Annotated in this window: 19 protein-coding genes; 4 read left to right on the forward strand and 15 right to left on the reverse strand. The window is 51.5% G+C overall.

Annotation, left to right across the window (positions count from 1 at the left end):
• Window positions 1-8 precede the first annotated feature (8 nt).
• Both glgA and glgB read right to left on the reverse strand, forming a co-directional pair.
• Entirely contained in the window at window positions 9-1,439 is a 1,431-nt protein-coding gene (gene glgA, locus POTG_RS17400; protein ID WP_009226161.1) for a glycogen synthase GlgA, read from the reverse strand.
• The gene (gene glgB / locus POTG_RS17405) at window positions 1,436-3,367 is read right to left on the reverse strand and encodes a 1,4-alpha-glucan branching protein GlgB (protein ID WP_050769800.1); all 1,932 of its coding nucleotides are present in this window, start codon (window positions 3,365-3,367) and stop codon (window positions 1,436-1,438) included. The genes glgA and glgB overlap by 4 nt, the downstream gene beginning before the upstream one ends.
• A gap of 179 nt (window positions 3,368-3,546) precedes the next feature.
• On the opposite strand from glgB, the gene POTG_RS17410 reads away from it, so the two are divergent.
• Window positions 3,547-4,767 carry a glucose-1-phosphate adenylyltransferase gene (locus POTG_RS17410; protein ID WP_009226163.1) on the forward strand — a complete coding sequence of 407 codons (1,221 nt, stop codon included), beginning with the start codon at window positions 3,547-3,549 and terminating at the stop codon, window positions 4,765-4,767.
• A gap of 83 nt (window positions 4,768-4,850) precedes the next feature.
• Here POTG_RS17410 and POTG_RS17415 read toward each other — a convergent pair whose 3' ends face one another.
• From POTG_RS17415 to POTG_RS17440, 6 genes are all read right to left on the reverse strand, one after another.
• Window positions 4,851-5,393, reverse strand: a complete 543-nt coding sequence (locus tag POTG_RS17415; protein ID WP_050769801.1) for a GNAT family N-acetyltransferase — start codon at window positions 5,391-5,393, stop codon at window positions 4,851-4,853.
• A gap of 42 nt (window positions 5,394-5,435) precedes the next feature.
• Window positions 5,436-6,884 (reverse strand): sensor histidine kinase, encoded by a 1,449-nt coding sequence (locus POTG_RS17420; RefSeq protein WP_009226165.1) that lies wholly within the window; start codon window positions 6,882-6,884, stop codon window positions 5,436-5,438.
• Window positions 6,881-7,579, reverse strand: coding sequence for a response regulator transcription factor (locus POTG_RS17425; protein ID WP_009226166.1), 699 nt, complete (start codon window positions 7,577-7,579; stop codon window positions 6,881-6,883). The genes POTG_RS17420 and POTG_RS17425 overlap by 4 nt, the downstream gene beginning before the upstream one ends.
• 28 nt (window positions 7,580-7,607) lie before the next feature.
• Window positions 7,608-8,864 carry a hypothetical protein gene (locus tag POTG_RS17430; RefSeq protein ID WP_232282339.1) on the reverse strand — a complete coding sequence of 419 codons (1,257 nt, stop codon included), beginning with the start codon at window positions 8,862-8,864 and terminating at the stop codon, window positions 7,608-7,610.
• A 14-nt stretch (window positions 8,865-8,878) separates the two neighbouring features.
• Window positions 8,879-9,613 (reverse strand): phosphonate ABC transporter ATP-binding protein, encoded by a 735-nt coding sequence (locus POTG_RS17435; RefSeq protein ID WP_009226168.1) that lies wholly within the window; start codon window positions 9,611-9,613, stop codon window positions 8,879-8,881.
• 124 nt (window positions 9,614-9,737) lie between these two features.
• Entirely contained in the window at window positions 9,738-11,027 is a 1,290-nt protein-coding gene (locus tag POTG_RS17440) for an MFS transporter (RefSeq protein WP_009226169.1), read from the reverse strand.
• Window positions 11,028-11,101: 74 nt separating this feature from the next.
• Here POTG_RS17440 and POTG_RS17445 point away from each other — a divergent pair, with 74 nt between their 5' ends.
• Complete coding sequence (locus POTG_RS17445) at window positions 11,102-12,019, forward strand: helix-turn-helix domain-containing protein (RefSeq protein ID WP_009226170.1); 918 nt, start codon at window positions 11,102-11,104, stop codon at window positions 12,017-12,019.
• A gap of 109 nt (window positions 12,020-12,128) precedes the next feature.
• Window positions 12,129-12,896, forward strand: a complete 768-nt coding sequence (locus POTG_RS17450) for an HAD family hydrolase (RefSeq protein ID WP_009226171.1) — start codon at window positions 12,129-12,131, stop codon at window positions 12,894-12,896.
• A gap of 22 nt (window positions 12,897-12,918) precedes the next feature.
• On the opposite strand, the gene POTG_RS17455 is transcribed toward POTG_RS17450, so the two are convergent.
• The 5 genes from POTG_RS17455 to POTG_RS17475 form a co-directional block, all read right to left on the reverse strand.
• Window positions 12,919-15,195, reverse strand: coding sequence for a type IA DNA topoisomerase (locus POTG_RS17455; RefSeq protein WP_009226172.1), 2,277 nt, complete (start codon window positions 15,193-15,195; stop codon window positions 12,919-12,921).
• A gap of 136 nt (window positions 15,196-15,331) precedes the next feature.
• Window positions 15,332-16,819: a glutamate synthase subunit beta gene (locus tag POTG_RS17460; RefSeq protein WP_009226173.1), complete on the reverse strand. Its 1,488-nt coding sequence runs from the start codon at window positions 16,817-16,819 to the stop codon at window positions 15,332-15,334.
• Between the two features lie 171 nt (window positions 16,820-16,990).
• Window positions 16,991-17,476 (reverse strand): dihydrofolate reductase, encoded by a 486-nt coding sequence (locus POTG_RS17465; protein WP_009226174.1) that lies wholly within the window; start codon window positions 17,474-17,476, stop codon window positions 16,991-16,993.
• Window positions 17,477-17,506: 30 nt separating this feature from the next.
• A complete protein-coding gene (gene thyA / locus POTG_RS17470; RefSeq protein ID WP_009226175.1) occupies window positions 17,507-18,301 on the reverse strand; it encodes a thymidylate synthase in 795 nt (264 codons plus the stop codon).
• Between the two features lie 52 nt (window positions 18,302-18,353).
• Window positions 18,354-19,808: an alkaline phosphatase family protein gene (locus POTG_RS17475; protein WP_232282341.1), complete on the reverse strand. Its 1,455-nt coding sequence runs from the start codon at window positions 19,806-19,808 to the stop codon at window positions 18,354-18,356.
• A gap of 443 nt (window positions 19,809-20,251) precedes the next feature.
• Here POTG_RS17475 and POTG_RS17480 point away from each other — a divergent pair, with 443 nt between their 5' ends.
• The gene (locus tag POTG_RS17480; RefSeq protein WP_157273492.1) at window positions 20,252-21,025 is read left to right on the forward strand and encodes a hypothetical protein; all 774 of its coding nucleotides are present in this window, start codon (window positions 20,252-20,254) and stop codon (window positions 21,023-21,025) included.
• 7 nt (window positions 21,026-21,032) lie between these two features.
• Here POTG_RS17480 and POTG_RS17485 read toward each other — a convergent pair whose 3' ends face one another.
• Together POTG_RS17485 and POTG_RS17490 are read right to left on the reverse strand one after the other, a co-directional pair.
• Window positions 21,033-21,497: a hypothetical protein gene (locus POTG_RS17485; RefSeq protein ID WP_036646035.1), complete on the reverse strand. Its 465-nt coding sequence runs from the start codon at window positions 21,495-21,497 to the stop codon at window positions 21,033-21,035.
• A 120-nt stretch (window positions 21,498-21,617) separates the two neighbouring features.
• Window positions 21,618-22,433, reverse strand: a complete 816-nt coding sequence (locus tag POTG_RS17490; protein ID WP_232282342.1) for a hypothetical protein — start codon at window positions 22,431-22,433, stop codon at window positions 21,618-21,620.
• Between the last annotated feature and the right edge of the window lie 111 nt (window positions 22,434-22,544).

Raw genomic sequence — 22,544 nt, forward strand, 5'->3', positions numbered from 1 at the left:
CTCGTCCGCTATTTCTTTAGGCTCTCATAAATGTGAATATATTGTCTTGCCGATGCATCCCAGCCGTAATCACCGGCGAATGCATTTGCTGTTATCCGATGCCAATGCTCAGGCTGGTGGTAGAACGACACCGCCCGGCGAAGCGTGTACAACATATCATGCGCGTTATAGTTATGGAAGGTGAAGCCGTTGCCTTCGCTTGTAAATTCATTATAGGAACGCACGGTATCGTTGAGACCGCCGGTTTCTCTTACAACGGGGATTGTGCCGTACCGCAGCGCCAATAGCTGGCTGATGCCGCAAGGCTCAAAACGCGATGGCATTAGGAAGATGTCGCTGCCGGCATAGATGCGCCGAGATAACGCGTCGCTGAACTTGATTTGGACCGACAGCTTCCCGGGATGACGCCATGCCGCTTCCCGGAACCAATCTTCATATGCGGGATCCCCCGTGCCAAGCAACACTAATTGCACATCGTCTGTGCTAAGCCATTCATCTAATACCCGAATGACCAGATCCAGCCCCTTCGGTTCGACCAGACGAGTAACCATCGAGATAAGCGGCGTATCCTGTGCTTCCGGCAGGCCCAGCTCCCGCTGAAGCACCGGTTTATTGGCGCGTTTCTGTCCCAAATTGCGACTGTAACGGGCGAATAGCTCCAGATCGGTCTCCGGATCATATAGTCGGGTATCGATCCCGTTCACGATTCCCGACAATCGGCCGCTGATTGAGCGAAGCAGACCGTCCAGCCCATAACCGTAATGCTCGGTCTTGATCTCCTCAGCATAAGTTGGGCTGACCGTCGTTACATGATCGGCGTAGACCAAGCCGGCTTTCATAAAGCTGACTTGATCGTAATACTCTACCCCTTCCGGCGTGAAGTAGTCCCAAGGGAGCCCCAACAGATCTCCCAGAATCTCTTTCGGAAAAATCCCCTGATATAACAAGTTATGTATGGTATAAACGGTTCGAATATTCCGGTATTCGTGCCGATCTCGGTAATGCTCCTTTAACAAGAGCGGGACCATCGCCGTATGCCAGTCATGGCAATGAATAATGTCCGGCATAAACCCGGTAAGGGGAAGCAGCTCCAGCACCGCCCGATCCAAGTACGCGAACCGCTCGCCGTCATCCCAATGCCCATAAATTCCTGTTCTGCCAAAATAGTCTTCGTTATCAATCATGTACACGGGAACCCCTTCCCAGTCCAGCCGGGAAATGCCGCCATACTTCTTCCGCCATCCCACCGGAACCGTACCCGTGCCAAGATGATGCAGACGCTCACGGTAAACTTGCGGCAGCTCGCGATATCTTGGCATGATGATCCGCACATCATGGCCCGCTTCAATCAGTGCCTTTGGCAGTGCCCCAATCACGTCAGCCAAGCCTCCGGTTTTGATAAACGGTGCGACTTCGGCCGCAGCAAACAAAATCTTCATCGTTTCACCCTCCTTCTTGGCGCTTGACGCTTCCACACGGTCATGCTCAGCGGAGGAAGCGTAACGGTCAGGCTTTGGGGCCTGCCGTTCCAAGCCGTTTTTTCGCTTAATTGCAGCTTGGGCTGTGGGCAGCCGAACCCGCCGAATCGAACATCATCGCTGTTAAAGACAAGCTCGTACCGTCCAGGCAAAGGGACGCCAACACGATACTCCCTCCGCTCCTCCGGCAGAAAGTTCAGCAGCACTAGCAACAGCTCCTGCGGCCGCGTTCCTTTTCGCACATACGCAATCACACTTTGTTTGTCATCGTCCGGGATCATCCACTGAAACCCCTCAGGCGCATGATCCTGCTCCCACAGCGCCGGCTCTTGCAGATAAAAGCGATTTAGCGCCTGGCAATACCCATGAATCTGCCGATGTGACTCGTAATCAAGCAGGAACCAATCCAGCTCCCCTTGATCACGCCACTCGATAAATTGGCCAAATTCTCCGCCCATAAATAACAGTTTTTTCCCTGGAGTTGTCAGCTGATACCCAAGTAACAGGCGAAGTCCGGCGAATTTTTGCTCGTAGCTGCCCGGCATTTTGTCCAGCAGTGATTTTTTGCCGTGTACCACCTCGTCATGGGAGAGCGGCAGCGTAAAATTCTCCGAATAGGCGTACCAAATCGGGAACGTAAGCAAGTGATGACGGTGAGGTCTTTCGTTGAACGGAGTTTCAAAATAATCCAACGTATCGTTCATCCACCCCATATTCCACTTGTAATTAAAGCCAAGTCCACCCTGATGCGCAGGGGCGGTCACTAACGGCCATGCGCTGGACTCTTCCGCCATCATCAAAGCATGCGGGAAGTAGCGGAACACCGCAGTATTGAGCTGCCGCAGGAATTCTATCGCCTCCAGATTTTCGCTGCCGCCCTTTTCGTTACGCGCTGCCGCCCAGGACGGTTTCTCGAAATCGTAACGAATCATGCTGGTCACGGCATCGACTCTCAGCCCGTCGAAATGATACTTTTCAAGCCAATATATCGCGCTGGAGATCAAAAAAGAACGTACCTCGGGTTTACTGAAATCAAAGCTGAGCGTCCCCCATCCCGGTTTCTCCGCTTTGGCCGGATCGGCGTACTCGAACAGGGGCGTTCCGTCAAAAAGACGCAGCCCGTGATCATCCTTCGTAAAATGGCCCGGCACCCAGTCGAGCAACACGCCAATCCCGGCCTGATGACAGCAATCCACGAAATACATTAAGTCCTGCGGCTCCCCATACCGGCTGGTAGGGGCAAAATAACCCGTCGCTTGATATCCCCATGATAAATCATACGGATGCTCACATAGAGGCATGATTTCGATATGGGTGTAGCCCATCTCTTTCACGTAGGGGATTAACAAATCCGCCATCTCTCGGTATGTGTAAAAAGAACCGTCGGGCCGTTGCCGCCAGGTCCCGAAGTGAAGCTCATAAATGTTGAGCGGCTGTGCGTAAGGTGCGCTGCGGTTCTGGATCCACTTCTCATCTCCCCAAACGTAGTTGTCCAATTCAGTGATGATGGAAGCTGTTTTTGGCCGCACTTCTGCATAAAAAGCATATGGATCTGCCTTCAAGCGGGTCTCCCCATCCGGCCCGGTCAAAGCATACTTGTAAAAACTTCCAACCGGAACATCCGGAAAAAAACGAGTCCAAATTCCCGAATCGGGTATCTTATATAGTACATCACGTGTCCCCTTCCAACCGTTCCAGTCGGCGACAACGGCGACTTGGCATGCATTCGGGGCCCAAACGGTAAAGCGAACTCCACGTCTTCCCCCTTCGGTTACGGGATGGGCGCCAAACGTGCGGTAGCTTTGATACAATGTCCCCTCGCGGAACAAGTAAATATCCGTGGGGGATACGGCGGAAGCCCATGCTGATTCGAACCTGGCATCAAACAAATCTGTCACCACCTTTACAACGGATGAAAGAACGTCAACTGTTTTAAGAAATTCAAAAAATTTTCAGTATTTACATCAAAAATGTGTAATACTTTCAGATATTTTCCATAATTTATTCCATCTACATTATATCCTAATGTATGTGCCTCACAGACCAAAACATGCGGGAGGGAAATGAAATGAGGAAAAAGGACTGTATTGCAATGCTTCTTGCCGGCGGAGAGGGGCGACGATTATCTCCGCTGACCACCAAGCAGGCGAAACCGGCCGTGCATTTTGGCGGACATTACCGGATCATCGATTTTCCTCTCAGCAACTGCGTCAACTCCGGAATTGATACGATTGGGGTTTTGACGCAATATGAAGCGGCTTCGCTCCATGAGCATATTGGCGAAGGAGAACCATGGAAGCTGAAGCACTCCGAGAATGGCGGGATCACTTTGCTGCCAGCGTATCGGGAAGGCGTTGAGGAATATACGGGAACGGCGGACGCCATATACAAGAACATGGCATTTGTCGATGGTCATTCGCCCAAATACGTCCTGATCCTTTCTGGAGACCATATTTACCATATGGACTACCGTCACATGTTGGATTTCCATCTCAGTCACCAGGCGAAAGCAACGATTTCGGTCATGCCGGTACCCTGGGAAGAAGCCCATCGCTTTGGCATCATGACGAAGGATGAGCACAACCGCATTACCGAGTTCGAGGAGAAGCCGGCGCAGCCCACTAGTAATCTCGCCTCGATGGGTATCTATTTGTTTGATTGGGAGTTCTTAAAGCGACAGCTCGAGGAAGATGCAGCCAATCCGAACTCCAGCCATGATTTTGGCAAGGACTTAATCCCGAAAATGTTGGCAGGCAGCGAGCCGCTGCACGCGTATGAATTTAAAGGGTATTGGCGGGACGTAGGAACGGTTCAAAGTCTATGGGAAGCACATATGGATTTGCTGGTTGAGACCTCCGAATGGAAGCTTCATCGTGAGGATTGGCCGATGTTTACCCGAGAACGGCCGCTCATGCAAGGATGGGTTAAAAAACGTCACACCCACTTCCCTTCCTCCCTCATCCATGATCACTGTTCACTCGAAGGATATGTAGAACGTTCGGTTATTTTCGCCGGCACGGAAATTGGCCGGTACTCCCGAATCAATGACAGCGTCATTATGCCGGGCGCGAAAATCGGCCGTAACGTCGTGATCGAGCGGGCGATTATCGGTGAAGGCGCCATCATCAAAGACGGTACTGTCATCAAAGCGGAGCCTGGAGATATCAGCGTTGTGGCCCCTTACGAAACCGTGTATGCCAGACCGGTAAGCCGACCTCAGCCCTCCCGCTTGCTTCAGGAAGTGTACGATAACGCCCCTCGGCTTCGGGCCGAAGGCTTGCTCTCCTAACCAAAAAGGGGCCGCTTCGAAAGAATCCATGGATGATCTTTCGAGGCGGTCCCTTTCGGTTCTGTACGTGCTTTTAATCGGTGTTAAACTTGTGCATATAAATCAGCGTCCAGCTGATATAAATTGAATTCGCGTCCGTTATTGCTGCCCGTTCCTTGGAGCTGATACCCTAAGCCCTCGTATAACTGAGTAAGCTTCTGGTTCTGGTTCCAGCAGTCAAGCCGTATGCCGGGACGTCCCAGCGCCTTGGAACGTTTAGCAGCATAACGTAGAATTTCACTGCTCAGCCCGCGACCGCGGTAAGCCAAACGGATCGTGAGCCGGTGCAGGTAACTGTAACCGGGAACGTTCAGCTCGCCCCAATTATCGGGATCTGAATCCTGCAGCGTAAACAAGGCCACCGGTTCGCCTGACTCCTGCAGCAGGTAAATTTCACGATCTTCAAAATATGACCGAATCAGCTCCGGTGTAAATTGCTGCGGATTCCACTGATTCACGCCATTTTCTTGCATCCAAGTCGCGGCTTCTACCAGGACCTGCCGCACCGTCTCCAAATCATCTTCGCCTGCCAGTAAGACGTCAAGCGTTTCCTGAGCCGTTTCAAGTTTATCGATGAGCTGCTCCAAAGTAGGTTCCCTTCTCTCCATGAATCTCTATTTATTCTCTCTCTATTGAGGCTTTGTCTCCGTTTCGGCTGCAGCTTCTTCCCTTTGGGTGTCGCTTAACAGCGGCAAGATCACAGAGACGGTCGTCCCAACGCCAAGCTCGCTCTGAATTTCCATTTCCCCATGATGCAGCTCAACCAACTGCTGACTGATTGCGAGTCCCAGCCCGGTACCGCCGCCCTGGTGATTCACCTGGAAGAAACGATCTTTCACTTTTTTTAAATACTCCTCGCTAATGCCAATCCCCGAATCGATGACATCCACTTTCACACGTTCCGCATCCAGACGGTCGATGACCAGATGAATCCAGCTTTGTTCATGGGAAAACTTGATCGCATTGTCCACCACGTTCAAGAACACTTGCTTCAGACGGTTGCCGTCCCCGCTGACAATGGCGGTGCCGTCGGTTTTATCCTCGAGCTTCAACTGAATATGCTTCTGTTCCGCCTTTGCCCAGACGTTGAGCATCGTCTCCTGAAGCAGTTCTTTGAGGTTCACCTCTCCGATCACCAGCTTCATCTCGTTGGATTGCAGCTTCGAGAAATCAAGGATTTCCTCGACAAGTCCAATCAAGCGATCGGTTTCTTTCGCGATAATCCCTATCCCAATCTTCGTCTCCTCAGGATCGAAGCCGCCGGAGGTTAACGTCTCGCTCCAGCCTTTAATCCCCGTCAATGGCGTGCGCAGCTCGTGTGAAATTGATGAGATAAAATCGTCCTTGATCTGATTGCTGCGGACGATCTCCTCGGCCATATAATTCAAGGTAGCTGCCAGTTCACCAAGCTCATAACGGTAATTGCCCTTGATTCGCGCATCGAACTTCCCTCGCGCCATTTGCGCCGATACGGCACGAATATTATTAATGGGCTTAACAATCGAGTTCGCCAATCCGATGCTAAACAACGTAACGATAGCCAGTACAGCCGCCGAAACCGCAATCGACATGAAGGTCAAGTTCAGCAGCTTGGAATTGACCGACTCCATCGAGGTGACGTAGCGGACGATGTATTGCGTATGTCCTTGGATCTGAAGCGGCCTTGAAACAGCCATCACCAGCTCGCCGGTCGCCGGCTGCCGCCCGATCCATTTGCCGACGTTCCCGGCTAACGCTTGCGGAACATCGCTGGTCTGAATCGCTTTGTCGGCTTGAAACGGATTGGTGCTTGCCTTCACCTCGCCGTTGCGATCCAGAATCATCAGCTCGGTATTATCCAGCTCAAAGGTGCGGAGCATTTCCGTAAAATAATCCGGATCCCCCTCCGTATTCAACCGGACGAATTTCTGGAAGTAGTCCGAAGCCCACATCGAGTGATTGGACATGTGATTATAGATCGTATCGTAATAATACATGCGAATGGCCAACGTGAAAATAACCTCGACCATAAACAAGGTTACGAATACAACGATGAAATAGTGTAAGACGATTTGCCGTCCAATCCCTTTCTTGATCATTGTCCCTCGCCTTTCCACTTATAACCGTGCCCCCACACGGTTTGCAGGAAAGCCGGTTCGGACGGGTTCGTTTCAATCTTCTGCCGCAAACGGCGAATATTCACATCCACGATCTTTGGATCGCCCATATATTCCTTACCCCAGACGTGATCCAAAAGTACATCACGGCTCAGCGGGGTATTCTCCTTCTCCAGGAAGAACTGAATCAACGAAAACTCCGTTGGAGTCAGCTCAATCAGCCGCCCGTTCTTCTTAAATTGCTTGGAGATCAAATCCAGCGTAAACGGTCCGGACGTAAACGTCACCTTCGCACTGCTCTCGCGGTAGACATTGACCCGGCGCAGCAGAGACTGAATGCGGGCGATCAGCTCGGTTGGGCTAAACGGCTTGCTGACATGATCATCCGCCCCAACGGACAACGCATAGACCTTATCCTGCTCCTGCACTTTGGCCGTGAGGAAAATAATCCCGATCCGTTCATTCGTTTCGCGGATCCGCCGGCACACCTCAAAGCCGTCAATCCCCGGCACCATCACGTCGAGGAGCGCGATGTCAATGTCCGGAACGCTTTGCAGCTTGCTTAACGCTTCGTTGCCGTCCGCCGCTTCGAGCACATCGAAGCCGTTTCGTTTCAAGTTAATGACGATAAAACTCCGGATGGACTCTTCGTCCTCCAAAATCAGCACTTTGCTCAATTTGGTTGCCCCCTCTTTCAAAAACGGCTTAACGTTTAATTTCCGTCTCGCCTTTATTGACTTTTAAATCTGTATGGCTGAGGAACCCGATGACCTTATCGGCATCCCGTGCAAGCAGCTCCCAATCCCCTTTATTGCGCTCCCATTCCGACAGCGTAAAGAAGCGGATTTCCGCCACAGGCTCATTCGTATCGATCTTGACGAAGATTAGGTGCTCATTTTTGTCGGATTTCGTATCGATCGTCACATTGCCTTGCCATTCTTTCGGGAAGTTGAAGTAGAAACGTCCAGCCATATCCATGTATTGCTGCATGACGAATTTGAGGCCTTCGTTCTCATCCCACTGGTAATAGGAGAACAGCCATGGAATTTCATCAAATGAAATATACTCCCAGCCTTTGGGCTTCTCCAGCATACCGATTTCCAGCAACCCATCATTATTGACGTCACCGCTGAGAATCGGATACCCTTTGAGCGTCATATCCTGTGAAGGCAGCAGGTTGACGAGCTCCCCATCCTTCATCACGATCACCGTCGAGAAGGCGGAATGGGTTCCCACCGTTGCGTCAAGAATAATCCCTTTTAGGTTGGGCGTAATGTTACCGCTGATCGCATTATAATACTCGCTGATCGGATCGTCGAGTTCCAGATGGCTTAATTCCTTAAAAGATCCGTCATATTGATACGTTGTAACCGTTGTATACTGCTCGCGTTTTAAGTTCACAACCGTGATATCCGGAATGTTATCCTGATTCAGATCGTCCACCATAAAATAATTGTACGGCAACGCGATCGCCTTCTCGACTTCGCTGCCGTTATAAGTATATACGGTTAATCCTTTTTGCAGCTCATCGGAGCCACTGGAGAAGCCAGCGATAATCTCCAGATTGCCGTCGCCGTTTAAGTCCAGCAGATCAAACGTTTCAAGGACCTGACCTTCGCCATCAAAACGTACCTTCAGCACCCAGGAGTTCCCCTGATGCTCTAAAATCATCCCGTGGATCCGCACCGCTTCATCCGGCGTCTCATAGAAGACCACCGCCTCCTTGATCCCGTCGTTGTTCAGGTCAGGCGTGCGAATAGAGCTGATATTGCGGACGTCCCGCGGCGAGACGATCTCTCCGCCTTTCAGCTCGGCCTTAATGACGCTGATTAGCGATGCGCGGTCGGTGGAGAGCTGCGGCGTTTGCATCAAGGATTTCGGATCGCTGATCACGCTGCAGCCGCTTAGGATCAGAAGCAGGCAAGCTCCAGCCCAAGCGGATAATCCCCTCTTAGTCAACATGCTCATCACTCGTTTCATACCAGATCAATCAGGCGTTTCTCTTCCATCGAGAGCCGCCGTCCGGACACGTCAAGCTTGATCTTTCCTTCAGAAAGTCCCCAGATCCGGGTGCAGTAACGCTCCGCCAATTCCAGCGGCAACGCCGTAATGACGATCTTATTTTGTTGCGTGCAAAGCTCCTTTAACGTTTCCAGCACGCGTTCCGCCGACTTAGGGTCCAGCCCGATTACCGGCTCGTCCGCAGCCAGGAAGCTAGCTCCGTGAACCAGCGCCCGGCAGATGGCCACACGTTGGCGCTCACCGCCGCTCAGCTTACCGGCTTTGACGTGGGCTTTGTCCAGCAGGCCGTATTTCTCCAGCTCGTCCATCGCGCCCATGTAATCGTCCGACCGTACCATCCCGGTCAGCCGGCGAAGAAGCGGAGTTTGTCCCACTTGTCCGATCAGGACATTTTTTAGCGCGGTTTTCTCCGGATACAAGGAGGGGTTCTGTTCGAGATAAGCGCATTGGGAGCGATATTTCTGTGAGCCGCGTCCGCCGCCTTCAATCACTTTGTCCCCGTTCCATGTATAATCGCCCCGATTCCAGCGTTCACGCAGCGCCAAGCAACGAAGGAGCATGCTTTTGCCGCTGCCGCTTGCCCCGACAACGCCAATCATTTCCCCTGCACCAAACTGGACGGTAATATCGCGAAGCACCTTCTTCTTATTTCCATCCACCGATTTCTGCAAGTGGTTGACTCTGATCATGTCCGATTTCTCCTTTTACGATTAAGAGGTACTCAAAGTTGTTGTTCACCTTTTTTGAACTAACATGAAATTTGCAATACCCTTTCTTACCCTTTAGTGTATTGGAAAAATCAACGAAAATCCATTACAGCCTGTTCATATTTACGCTTTTTTTGTAAAGCTCCGGCCGGAATACCAGCCCGGATGCGGAAAACAACAGATAAGCCGAGCCCAGAAGGATGAATAACATCGGAGCCGCGCCTAGCTGCATGGCCGCTCCACCGAGGTTCGGGCCGATGATGCTGCCAAAGTTAAAATGAAAGGAAGCAATCACATTAGCGACCGGAAGCAAATGACGCGGAAGCAAATCCGCGGCATACGCCAGGCCCAGCGAGAAGAACGAACCCACCAAGCCGCCTGCGCCCATGAACAATAGAAGCAACGCCATAAAATGACTCCCAGCCAATGGAACAGCCAGAAACAGGAGTCCACCGGTGAGTCCTGCGGTCATCAGCACTTTTTTGCGGCCGAACCGGTCGCTTAGGATGCCAAGCGGGAGCTGAAGAATCAGGCCGCCGATGCCAAAGAACGGCAGCAATGCCGCGATATCCGCAGCGCTAAGCCCCGAACGTAAGCCGTAAATCGGAAAGTTGCTGTTCATGGAGGCTTCCATATATCCGTAAAGCAAGGCAGGCAGCAGTGCGAACCATGCCAGCCGGTAGATTTGCGGAACCTTGCGCGGAGCACCGGCTTCCTCCTGACGAACTGGTTCCGGCGCACGATCCGGCAAATACAAGGCGGCTAGGATCACGATGGTGAGGAACAGGATCGCCAGCAAAACGAACGGAACAGCCTGCCCGTATTCCAGCAGCCGGATGCCCAGCGGTCCAATGCTGAAGCCAAGCCCGTATGACATCCCGTACAAGGAGATGTTCCGGCCTCTTTTGTCCTGCGGCGATACAAGAATGATCCAGAGCTGCGAGGTAAAATGAATCGCACTATCCCCGATCCCGACAAGCAATCTCAGGATGAACCACAGCCGTAAATCCGATACCAGCGGAAACACCGGCAAAGCGAGCATAACGAGGACGACGCCGCTCAGCAGCAAGAGCTTAAACCCGGTGCGACGCAGCAGCTTCTCCGCCACCAGCGACATGGCAAACGATCCGACATAAAGGGCTGCAGCATGCAGCCCATTTACGGAGGAGGAGATCCCCCTTTCTTCCATAAATATGGACAACACCGGCAGCAGCAGCCCTTGACTGAGCCCCGCGATAATAATGACAGAGATCAGAATAAAGGTTGGGGTAAATACACGATGGGTCCTTCTGATCGAGCTTTCCAAAATGAAAACACTCCTTAAAAAACAAAGAAAAATCGTCAATATGTTGACGACTTTTCCCCAAATGATATTTTCCGAATAATCCTTTAACATTATAGTAGACAATCCACTACCGAACAAGCCATAATGAATCTGAATGCAAAGTTCTTTGGGAGGTTAGTTCAATCATGGCCTATGACGTGAAAGTGGACCATTCTTTGGTCTACGAACTGATCAGCAGCTTTATGATATATACGACACAAAAATGGGTGAATAATCTCGATGTCGGCCTGGAATGGATTGCCGAGGTTGACGCCCGCCTCGCGCCGGAGGAGCGGCAACAATTTGCCGAAGCGGCCAAGTACCCGTTCACAGACTATGACGTCTTGTACGTTTGGGCCTTGGAGCGAAACGGTGCGGTGGATATCCCGCAATTTCTGAACGACATCGCGGAAAGCTCTGTCGTGTCCCTTTACGACCGTACTAAATCCTACATTCCCACTGTGAGTAGTGAGACAATCGAACGGATTCAAAGCAGCTATATCCCGTTGCTGAAATGCTGGCACCGGCTTTATATGGCTTCCATCAAGAATCAATTCCTCCCGTTGCTGGAGGAAGATGCAGCCGAGAAGCATACGCTGCTGCAAAAGATGGACACCGACGCGCTGATCGAATACGCCTCCGGCGGGTTGGTGTTGGAGCCTTTGAAGCCAATCTCCTTGGTCGTGTTAACCCCATCGATCCATTTTCGGCCGATTAATACATACGTCTTCTACGAAAACGTGCTGTTCATCCAATACCCGCTCGATATTCCAGAGCTCGATGAGGATGAGCCGCCGATGGTATTAAAACGTCTGACCCGGGCCCTGGCCGAACCGCAGCGGTTGCGCCTCCTCCGCTACGTTGCCGATGAACCTAAATCGATGCAAGATATGCTGAAGGATCTAGGGGAACCTAAAGATCAGTTGATGCACGACTTGATGCGTCTGCGGGTCGCTGGCTTGCTGCGCATCCATCTGCTCGCCCAGGATACGGAGAAGTTCAGTATCCGTCCGGACGGGGCGGCGGAGCTCCAAATGTTCCTGGAATCCTATATTCGGCTGTAGTTTGATTTTATCGTAGGGCAGTCTGCTTTGGCGGGACGCTTCCGCTTGTGTTAGGATAGAGCTATACGTAGAGACAAGCGTGTCTTGGATAAGGAGTGACCCGTGAGAAATGAAAACACCCTCGACTCAACAAGTTATTTTTGATTTAGATGATACCTTGATCCATTGCAATAAATATTTTGATCTGATCCTGGATCAATTCGCTGACCTGATGACCGATTGGTTTAAGACGTATGGCATCTCGACGAAAGAGATCCGGGAGAAACAAACGGAAATCGATGTTGCCGGGGTTCATCAAATCGGGTTTGCCAGCTCGCATTTTCCCGAATCGTTGGTGGACACCTACCGATATTACGCTAGAGTTACGGGACGGAAGGCTCTTCCAGAAGAAGAGGAGCGTCTGATGAAGCTGGGGCTCAGCGTCTATGAGCAGCCCATCGAACCGTATCCCGGTATGGTCGAAACCTTAAATCTGCTTCGCAGCCAAGGCCATGAGCTGCACTTGTACACCGGCGGCGACACTGTGATCCAACAACGTAAAATCGAGCAGATGCGGCTCGCCGAGTATTTTCAGGATCGGATCTACATTCGTCAGCACAAAAATGCGAAAGCTTTAGAGGAGATTCTCCAGTCGCGGCGGTTTGATCGTTCCCGAACCTGGATGATCGGCAACAGCCTGCGGACGGATGTCATGCCGGCCCTTTCCGCCGGGATTAAGGCGATTTACATCAAAATCCCTAATGAGTGGCTGTACAATATCGTGGAGCTCCAGCATGACGGGGATTCGGAAATGCACACCGTCACTTCGTTGGTAGAAGTTCCCCGTGTAATCTTTAACCATATTCATCAAACCCAACGGCAAAAACGGACCCTATAGAGGTCCGTTTTGTTCGTTTCACTTAAGTTCGGGAAGGCTCCGCCTCCATCAGCTCCAGCTTGCCGGTCGTGCGATCGACCAAGGAGATGCGGGCTTTTACCTCGCCCCCCTCGCGTTTGAAGGATAACAGCTGGGTTTGGCCTTTCGTCAAGAGCGCGTTTAACATGGCCGGCGAGATTTTCTTGCCGCCGAACTCCTTCCAGATGACGAAGCCGCAGCCCTGCTTGTAATGCGTGCAGCCATAGCCCTTGCGGCCTTCGATGATTTGACCGCCGCAGCCTTCGCGCGGGCAGGGCGCCAGCGGTTGCAGGCTGCCTGCCGGCAACTGCTTCGCGGCGGCTTGGGCTGTGCGGCGCTCACTCGCCCCCGAAGCGGCGGCGGATCGTCCCGTTTTACCGCCGCTGCTGCTTCGGCTTCCGCGCCGACCACCCTTCTCCGTCTCTGCCGACGTGAACATCGAGGCGTCCGCTTTCTGCTGCGTTCGCACCTTCTCGATAATCGAGATGGTGAATCGGCGCACGTTCTCCATAAACTGCTCCCGCGCCGCTTCTCCCTTGGAAATCTGGTATAATCGACGCTCCCATTGCCCCGTCATCTCCGGCGAGGTCAGCAGCTCGACACCAGCGCGCCGAATTAGCTCAACGGCGGTCCGGCCTTTTTGCGTCACTGTGATCTTTTTACCCTGCATCGTGATATATCCCACGTTCTTTAACCGCTCAATCGTTGCTGCCCGAGTGGCCGGAGTACCGAGACCCGCATCCTTCATCGCTTCGCGCAGCTCCTCGTTCTCCAAATTTTTCCCGGCGCTTTCCATCGCTTTAAGCAGCGTGCCTTCGGTATAATGCTTTGGCGGCTGAGTTGCTTTCTCCTTCGCCTCGGCGTCTGTACATTGCACTGGACGGTTACGGTCGATCTCGAACGGTTCGCTGATCAGCTCTTCGGTTTCTTCTTCCTCGTCTTTCTTCTTGGCTCGTCCTTTTCCGGCTTTCGCTCCGTCATCACCAGGAAGACATACCTTCCACCCCAGCGACAACAGCTCCTTCACGTTGGTTTTAAACGTTTCGCCTTCCACCTCAGTGAGTACAGTGTGTTGTTTATATTCTGCCGCCGGATAGAAATGGGACAAGAAGCGCCGGATCACAAGATCGTAGATGTTCTGCTCCTCTTTGCTTAACGTGCCCGGACGCCGAAGCGTCGGAAGGATCGCATGGTGATCCTCTACCCGAGACGGATTGCACACCGCCTTGTTGCCGACATGCACCAGGTTCGGACGTCCGCCTTCCGCCAGCTCCTTATAGCTCGACGATTTCAGCATATGTAGCACCTTGTGCATCCCATCGATATTTTGCTCGGTCACATAGTTGGAGCTTGTCCGCGGATAGGAGATCACCTTATGGCGTTCATAGAGCGCCTGGGCAATGTCCAGCGTCTTCTTGGCAGAATAGCCGAACTTTGCATTTGCCTCCCGCTGCAGCAACGTCAAATCGTACAGCTTGTACGGATATTCTTTCGTGTCTTTCACTTCGTATTCGGTGATGCGCCCTTCCTTGCCGCGAACCTTCTTTGCAATGGCCTCCGCCTTCTCCTTATCCGTCAACCGGTCCCCTTGCCAGCTTCCGGTATACATACGGGTATCCTGCTTAAATTCCGCTTTGATTTCATAATAAGTCAGTGAATCAAAGTTTTCGATTTCCTTCTGCCGGTCATAGATCAGCGCCAGCACTGGAGTTTGGACCCGGCCGACGGACAGCAGCTCCCGATGTTTAGTCGTAAACGCACGCGTCGCGTTCATTCCGATCAGCCAATCTGCTTCACTGCGCGCCCGCGCGGCCTGCGTTAAGTTCTCGAACTCGGACGCTTCATGCAGCTCGGCAAACCCTTTGGCAATACTTTCATTGGTCAAGTCGGAAATCCACAAGCGCTTGACAGGCTGGGTTAACTTGAGCTGCTGTTGGATTAACGCAAAGATGTACTGTCCTTCGCGGGCGGCATCGCATGCATTTACAATCGTATCGCAACGTTTTGCGAGCTCGCCGATCGTCTTCAACTGATCTTTTGTGCGCGGATTCGGCACAATCTTGAATCGATCCGGCAGAATCGGCAGGTCGTTGAAATTCCAGCGTTTGTACTTTTCGTCATAGGCGTCCGGTTCGGCCAAACCTAATAAATGACCTATCGCCCAAGTAATGATGTAGCGCTCTCCCTCCAGGTAAGATCGGTGGTTTTTCGCCTTCGGCTCAATTACAGCGGCGATCGTCCGTCCCATATCCGGTTTTTCGGCAATTACGAGCGTTTTCATGCTTTCGGGCCCCTCTTCCTCTGTCTCTCAAATCTAAAAAAGAGCCGCGCTACGCGCAGCTCTAGTAAGCTAGTACCTATTATAGCATATTGACCCAGGGATCGTCCTGTCAAAATGTTGCGGCTCGTTGGTGAGATTATACCAGCACCGTCGAACCCATCAGATATTTATCGACTTCGCGTGCCGCAGCTCTGCCTTCGTTGATCGCCCATACGACCAAGCTTTGGCCCCGGCGCATATCGCCTGCGGCAAACACTTTATCGACATTTGTTTTGAATTGGCCGTATTTCGCTTTCACATTCGTCCGGCGGTCTCGTTCAAGACCCAGCTCATCCGCCAGCGTCGATTCTGGACCGTCAAACCCGATAGCAATCAGCGCCAGTTGCGCTGGGAAGACGCGCTCGGTTCCCGGAATCGGCTTGTAGATTTTGCGTCCGGTCTCGTCGACAATCCGCTGAATTTGCACGGTGTGCAGTTCCTTCAGGTTGCCGTTTTCGTCGCCTACAAATTTCGTTGTCATGATCGAGAATTCCCGTGGATCTTTACCGAACAACGCTTTGGCTTCTTCTTGGGCATAATCGAGCGTGTACACGTTCGGGAATTGCGGCCAAGGGTTGTTGATCGGATCCCGTTCCAGCGGAGCTTTCGCGTGGGTACCGAATTGTGTGACACTGCGGCAACCGTGGCGCAGCGCCGTCGCTACGCAGTCAGAGCCGGTGTCCCCGCCTCCGATGACGATAACATCCTTCCCTTCCGCGGACAAATAGTTCCCGTCGGTTAATCCGGAATCCAGGTAGCTCTTAATCGTGCCGTTCAAGAAGGGCATCGCATAATGTACCCCGTTCAAATCGCTGCCTTCGATATTAAATTCACGTGGTTTGGTTGCCCCTCCGCAGAGCACCACCGCGTCGTATTCATCGACAAGCTGCTTAGCTTTGATATCTTTGCCGATTTCCGTGTTCGTAACGAATTTCACGCCCTCGGCAGCCAGCAAATCCACGCGGCGCTGGACAATCGCTTTATCCAGCTTCATCGTCGGAATCCCGTACACCAGGAGACCGCCGATTCGGTCTGCGCGCTCATAGACCGTCACTTCATGGCCCGCTTTGTTTAATTGGGCGGCGCAAGCAAGACCGGCTGGTCCGGAGCCGACAATGGCTACTCTACGGCCTGTCCGCTTCTCCGGAGGTTCAGGAACAACCCAGCCTTCTTCGAACCCTTTATCAATAATCGCCTGTTCAATCGTCTTGATCGTGACTGGCTCACCGATCAGACCTACGGTACAGGAGCCTTCACAAGGCGCAGGGCAAACCCGTCCCGTAAATTCCGGGAAGTTGTTGGTTTTGTGCAAACGGTCCAGCGCTTCTTTCCAGAGATTACGGTAAACCAGGTTATTCCACTCCGGAATCAAGTTGTGTACTGGGCATCCCGCTGTCCCGCCGGCCATATCAATGCCCGTGTGGCAATAAGGCGTGCCGCAGTCCATGCAGCGTGCGCCTTGGATGCGCAGATCCTCCTCAGACATATGTTTATGAAATTCTTCCCAATCCTTCACCCGTTCGGACGGGCTCCGGTCCCCGGGAAGTTCGCGCTTGAACTCCATAAATCCTGTTGGTGTAGACATCACAAGTTCCCCCATCCGTTATCATGTCACATGATATAAAAAGTCGGCGAGTCACCCCATACGGGCGATCGAAAACTTTTCATACGCCGTCATCAATGTATCTTGATGTTAGCATTCGGGGGAAATGTTATTAATGGATTAATGATATGATAATTTGTACTTATTATCACATCATTTGCGGCGTTCATAAGTGAGAAAGCGGTAATCATAGGGATTCTTCTCGTCCTGTACTCCCTGCTCCTCATGGACTAATTCAAAATCTTCCCATGAGAAGTCAGGGAAAAATACGTCCCCTTCGATATCCTCTTCGATTCGGGTCACGATCAGCCGATCAGCGAGCGGCAGGAAATGCTTGAACACGCCCGCACCGCCGATAATCATCAGTTCTCCCCGCTCCGCGTAGGTTAACGCTTCCTCCACGGAATGGACGACATCCGCGCCTTCCGCCTTGTAGGACGGATCCGCGGTCATCACGACACTGTGCCGGTTCGGAAGCGGCTTGCTGCCCATGGATTCCCAAGTCTTGCGGCCCATCACGATCGTTTTTCCTGTCGTATTCGCTTTAAAAAACTTTAGATCCGCCGGCAGTCTCCAGGGCAGCTGATTGTTCCGGCCAATGACCCCATTTCTGGACATCGCCCAAATTAGCGTGATCATCCCGATCGATCCCTCCATCCTCCGTAAATTTTATACAGCAACCGTTGCTTTGATCGTCGGGTGATACTGGTAATCGATAAATTCGAAATCCTCGTATTTATAGTCGAAGATCGAGTCCGGTTTCCGTTTAATCACCAGCTTTGGCAATGGATAAGGCTCGCGTTCCAATTGGGTTTTTACCTGCTCGATATGGTTGTTGTAAATATGCACGTCTCCGCCGGACCAGATGAACTCGCCAACCTCAAGGTCGCATTGCTGGGCGATCATGTGGGTGAGCAGCGCGTAACTAGCGATATTAAACGGCAGGCCAAGGAAAGTGTCCACCGAACGCATCGTCAGCATACAAGACAGCTTGCCGTTTGCAACATAAAATTGAAAAACGAAATGGCATGGCGGCAGCTTCATTTGGTCTACCTCAGCTACGTTCCAGGCGCTTACCAGGTGGCGGCGAGAATCCGGATTTTTCTTGATCGCTTCAACCACGTTTGCGATTTGATCGATTTTCCGGCCGTCCGGGGCTTCCCAAGAGCGCCATTGCGACCCATACACCGGGCCGAGGTCGCCGTTCTCATCCGCCCACTCGTCCCAAATCCGAACGCCATGTTCCTTCAGATAAGCGATATTCGTATCGCCGCGCAAAAACCACAGCAGCTCGTGGATCACCGATTTCAAATGAATCCGTTTGGTCGTTACCAGCGGAAAGCCTTCGCTTAAGTCAAACCGCAGCTGCCGGCCGAAGACCGATCGTGTCCCGACACCGGTCCGATCCTCTTTGGGCGTTCCGTTCTTCAGAACATCCTCCAGCAAATCCAAATATTTTCTCATGATTCTAACACCCCGTCACATTGGTCTACTAATCCATCCTATTATAGCAGATTTATTTGCGACTTTCCGACTTTAACAAATCGAGTAAGTAAGCCTTCAAATCGACGATTCGTAAAAAATCCGGCCGCTTCTCCGTCCCGTAGATGATCAGAGGCACCAGCGATGCAGACGCATCCAGCCCCCCATGTGCTCCGCCACCGGAATGTGTGGGGGCTCCAGCTTCCGCGAGCTCATACCCCGGTTTGGCGGTGACGATAAGAAATCGCCCTTCGTGGGATTGTAAAGCGCCTTGAAGGCGACGCAGCGGATCAGGATATTTTCCATACGTAATATGGCGTGTTTGGTTGCGTTCGCTTATGCTCTCTCGCTTCAAATCAAGTATCTGCTCCGTCCCTTGAACGGACCAGGATTGATTATAAGGATCGATCCAATCCCCACCTGCTTTGAATCTCATCGCTGCCGGATCCCCCGCTTTTACACAATGAATCCAGCCATCTTCTTGCCAGGTAATGAGGTCGATTCGTGGGTCGTTCCTCAATACATCGGCGATCTCTTTCAGCGAATTCTCCGGTTTCAAACTGTAGACGTAGGCCATCGTGTCGTTAACAGCGAGGGCAATTTCGGTGGATGAGTTCATGGTTTGGCCAGTCGGTAATACGTGATACCGCTGTAACAGCTTGGGTAAATCAATTACAGGCTGTTGTTCTTTGGGCAATACTTGGCTCATTCCACTATCTCCCGCAACGATCAGAATCGTATCGTGTAACGCTTGTGCTCGAGATTCATAAGCATCCAGCAGCTCTTTTAGTCGACGATCCGTCTCCTTGATGCCTTCACGATCGGTAAGGCCGCGTTTGTGCAACTTTTCATCCAGGTCCGGCAAATAAATCAGCAAAAAATCGGGCAATTGACCAGTTTGGATCAAGTATTTTGCCACTCCAATCGCATATCGATCATTAAAGCCCATCCGGTCCGCAGGCCCGTCAGGCAAATTCGTCACCCCGTCAAGCGGGTTCGACAATGCCCCGAAAGCCAGAAAATCCGGCCCTTTCACTTGAAGAGGCAAGATCAGCGGAACAAGCTCGCGTAACGGTTGCGGCAAGTCGATTTGGTGTGAGGTCATCCCTCCGTAAACCAATCCGTTCACCGATCCGGAGGTGAAGCCCAACTGCTTCAAATCCTCATATATAGTTGGCACATCGGGGTTTAAGTGCTGATCGTTTAAATCTTTTAACGCATGTGTCAAAACGGACTTCGTCCCGCGGCGCAAAATTTCAACGGGAGCTGAGCCATAACCTATCACTTTCTGTCCCTGATGCGGATACCAGGTTAAGCCCGGCACATGATGAGCATCCGGGTAACGCCCGGTAAGCAGCGTGCTGTCAATCGAGATGGACATGGTCGGAAAAGAGCTGATCATATCGGGATAATATTGGCCATGCTGAATGAGATATTGAAAGACAGGGAGCTCATTATGCTCAATTCCGCGTTGAATCAATTGCTCCATAAGGGAGTCAACCAGGACAAAAATAACCTTCTTTTTCCGTTGAAAGTGTTGTTTGTTGATTGGATATGCAGTAGATCCGCTTCTTTGGGATTCGATGTTGCACGGCAACCACCCAACAATAGACATATGACAAAGATCAGAAACCAGAAACAGGTTCGCCACCTCGACAAGAACTTGAATCGCATGTTGTTCACCCTCTTTAAAGTTTAACCATAGTATGCCAATTCCGCTTGTGCCAATACCTCAGACCCTACTCTACAGAACGTAAGTTCGTAAATAGGATTGACTTTTGGGAGCTGGTAGTTTATAGTTAAATATACCAAAATCATATAGAATCAAGCGAGTGAAGCACCTCGTAAGTCTGGCGATATCGCCTTTCTTGCAGGTGCTTTTTTTGCGTTTCTATGAGAATGGCAAATTCATATAGGATGGAGTTGACGGTTATGAAGTGGAGAAGTTCGATCAAACTGCTGTTGCTGACGGTCATCACGATTTCACTAATGTTAGGCGGATATCGACCGACGTATGCTGCAAGCTCTTGGGATGCTGCCTTGAGTGGAATAGACGCGATGTATGATGGGTTAACTGCGGTACAAACGTTGGTTAAACAGGAGAGCCTCGAAATTTTAGCACTGCGCAAGAAGAATAACGACGCTTTGGCTGCCATCAATGCGAAGCTCAAAGTCATTGATCAAGCTACCATCACTCGCCTGACACAGGAATCCGATTCACTGCAGCGGAAGCATGCCTCCTTGTTGGAGGAATACAAATCATTGGGCAAGCAAGTGACAGCAGCCAAGAAACGCAAGGATAAGAAAACCGCTGATTTATTGGAATTGAAGCGCAACAAGTTGAAGCCCGCAGCAACGGCTGCTTCAGCGGAAATCAAAGCGAAGAAGGATGCGCTGGCCGCTGCGAAGAAAGCGAAAGCCGCCAAAGTCAAAGTCGTTAAAGACGCGCTCGCCCCCGTACAAACGTTAAAAAAGCAGATCACCGCCGAAAACAAATCCGTCGCCGCCGCGCGAAAACACCTTTCGGCGGCTGATAAACGATATAAGGCCAGCGTCAAGCGAGGCGACGCCATTGTTGCAGCATTGGAGCTCAAGATTGTGTATGATCAAACGAAAACCATTCACACCTCTTTAACGAAAGTGTACGATTGGGAAAAACAAATCTCCCGGACCATCACCAACGCTTCTGCGAAGCTGCCTAAATAGAGGCGGGTCACGATTCAGCAGTTAAGCTAAGCTCCAGAGTTCCGCGGACTCCTTCGTCTTCGTATCGGATTTTGATCATTAAGGTTTCATTGATTATATCGGTAACCGGAACGTCATATTGCTCCGTCGTAGATGAATGTTTGTAAATTCCCATGGAATATACGGCGGCACATATGCGGTCCTCGGGAGGCGGCTCCTTACGAACAATGGTGATGGAGCTTCCACAGTCGGCAATAATATTTACCATCGTTCCCGTTTTGTTCGTTAAGGTGACTTCCAAACGATATTCCGACCCGTCCTCCGATCGGGTTGCGTTGGCCGTGACTTTCAGGATCTCGTCCTCGATTTGTCCGGCCAACCGTTCGGGATACACTGGGGCTGTTTCCTCGTGTGGGGCTAGCGTCCGGTTCCCCATCAACAGGCTGAACAGCAGGTAGATCAGATAAAAGATAGACGAGCTTCGAGCGAGCATGGGCAATCCTCCAAACTTTTCCTTCATTTCTCCTGTCGGTTCTATTGACGATTAACAAAGCCAATAGCTTGCCGACAGGAGAAGACGGAGGAACTTTGTTTGGAATTATCTCATAGATGCTTACAAAGGAGCCGTATATCTACCGTATCGGGTTTCAAGTTCGATTAACCGATCTTTCTCTCCATGCAGGAATAACACATTGATCCCTTCAGCCCCATACCATTCCAACCCTATTAATATCCCTTTACCGGTAGTTTGGGCCGCAAACAGAAAGGAAAACATCTCCGGGGTCACTTCCCCCTGGTCATCTACCCGCCAGACGCTATTCGTATCCTCGGCAACAGCGGGATAGTCTAGGACGACAACTCCATGGTCCCGCACGAGGACGAAACTAAACAACTGGTTCTTCCCGTCCGGCTGAAATAACGCCAAATACAGTTTCGCATCCGAACCAACCTCCACTAGACTCCAGAGTTGCCGAATTGTTCTGTCCTTCTCGGATTCAAGCTTCTCGCGTAGAGGTTCATCCATTACCGAGCGTCCATCGGTAACGACGTTCAATAAGGAATCCAGCGGGATGTCCTGCGGTTGGAAGAGATAATACGTCGCATTCGGTTGTGCCGTACCTTCGGTCACAGTGAAGATATCCCCGGACAAATGCGCGAAATTGTAGGAAGTGTCTCTTCCTGAACCTGCGCCGTCTCCTCTTTGCCATGTATCGTAGGTGACGGGTAGCACAACTCCGTTCTCGCCAATTGCATGGGTGATTTGAGCCAGCTGCTCCTGCTGCCCCTCTTCCTCCCCGGCCACGATGATCCGGCTTCCAGTTTCGTCAGCAAATCCGAAGATCCCCTTCAATTGATCCGGATCTACTTCAGCAGGAAGCACCGGAGTAGACGATAATTGACCTTCCCCATTGTGATCTTGTTTGGTCATGGACGGTTTCTTCATCTCTGTGCCTGTATAACCCCCATTGTCCTGTGCTTCTGGATCACAACCAGCCACAATCAAAGTCAATAGCATGAATAAGAACCTACCAGCTTTCTG

It is taken from the genome of Paenibacillus sp. oral taxon 786 str. D14 (assembly GCF_000159955.1).
GTDB classification, from domain to species: domain Bacteria; phylum Bacillota; class Bacilli; order Paenibacillales; family Paenibacillaceae; genus Fontibacillus; species Fontibacillus phoenicis.

Coding starts and splice junctions, on each gene's coding strand:
- glgA (WP_009226161.1), bottom strand. CDS start 1,439: ATGAAGATTTTGTTTGCTGCGGCCGAAGTCGCACCGTTTATCAAAACC.
- POTG_RS17410 (WP_009226163.1), top strand. CDS start 3,547: ATGAGGAAAAAGGACTGTATTGCAATGCTTCTTGCCGGCGGAGAGGGG.
- POTG_RS17420 (WP_009226165.1), bottom strand. CDS start 6,884: ATGATCAAGAAAGGGATTGGACGGCAAATCGTCTTACACTATTTCATC.
- POTG_RS17430 (WP_232282339.1), bottom strand. CDS start 8,864: ATGTTGACTAAGAGGGGATTATCCGCTTGGGCTGGAGCTTGCCTGCTT.
- POTG_RS17435 (WP_009226168.1), bottom strand. CDS start 9,613: ATGATCAGAGTCAACCACTTGCAGAAATCGGTGGATGGAAATAAGAAG.
- POTG_RS17440 (WP_009226169.1), bottom strand. CDS start 11,027: ATGTTAAAGGATTATTCGGAAAATATCATTTGGGGAAAAGTCGTCAAC.
- POTG_RS17445 (WP_009226170.1), top strand. CDS start 11,102: ATGGCCTATGACGTGAAAGTGGACCATTCTTTGGTCTACGAACTGATC.
- POTG_RS17450 (WP_009226171.1), top strand. CDS start 12,129: ATGAAAACACCCTCGACTCAACAAGTTATTTTTGATTTAGATGATACC.
- POTG_RS17455 (WP_009226172.1), bottom strand. CDS start 15,195: ATGAAAACGCTCGTAATTGCCGAAAAACCGGATATGGGACGGACGATC.
- POTG_RS17460 (WP_009226173.1), bottom strand. CDS start 16,819: ATGTCTACACCAACAGGATTTATGGAGTTCAAGCGCGAACTTCCCGGG.
- POTG_RS17465 (WP_009226174.1), bottom strand. CDS start 17,476: ATGATCACGCTAATTTGGGCGATGTCCAGAAATGGGGTCATTGGCCGG.
- thyA (WP_009226175.1), bottom strand. CDS start 18,301: ATGAGAAAATATTTGGATTTGCTGGAGGATGTTCTGAAGAACGGAACG.
- POTG_RS17475 (WP_232282341.1), bottom strand. CDS start 19,808: ATGGAGCAATTGATTCAACGCGGAATTGAGCATAATGAGCTCCCTGTC.
- POTG_RS17480 (WP_157273492.1), top strand. CDS start 20,252: ATGAAGTGGAGAAGTTCGATCAAACTGCTGTTGCTGACGGTCATCACG.
- POTG_RS17485 (WP_036646035.1), bottom strand. CDS start 21,497: ATGCTCGCTCGAAGCTCGTCTATCTTTTATCTGATCTACCTGCTGTTC.
- POTG_RS17490 (WP_232282342.1), bottom strand. CDS start 22,433: ATGACCAAACAAGATCACAATGGGGAAGGTCAATTATCGTCTACTCCG.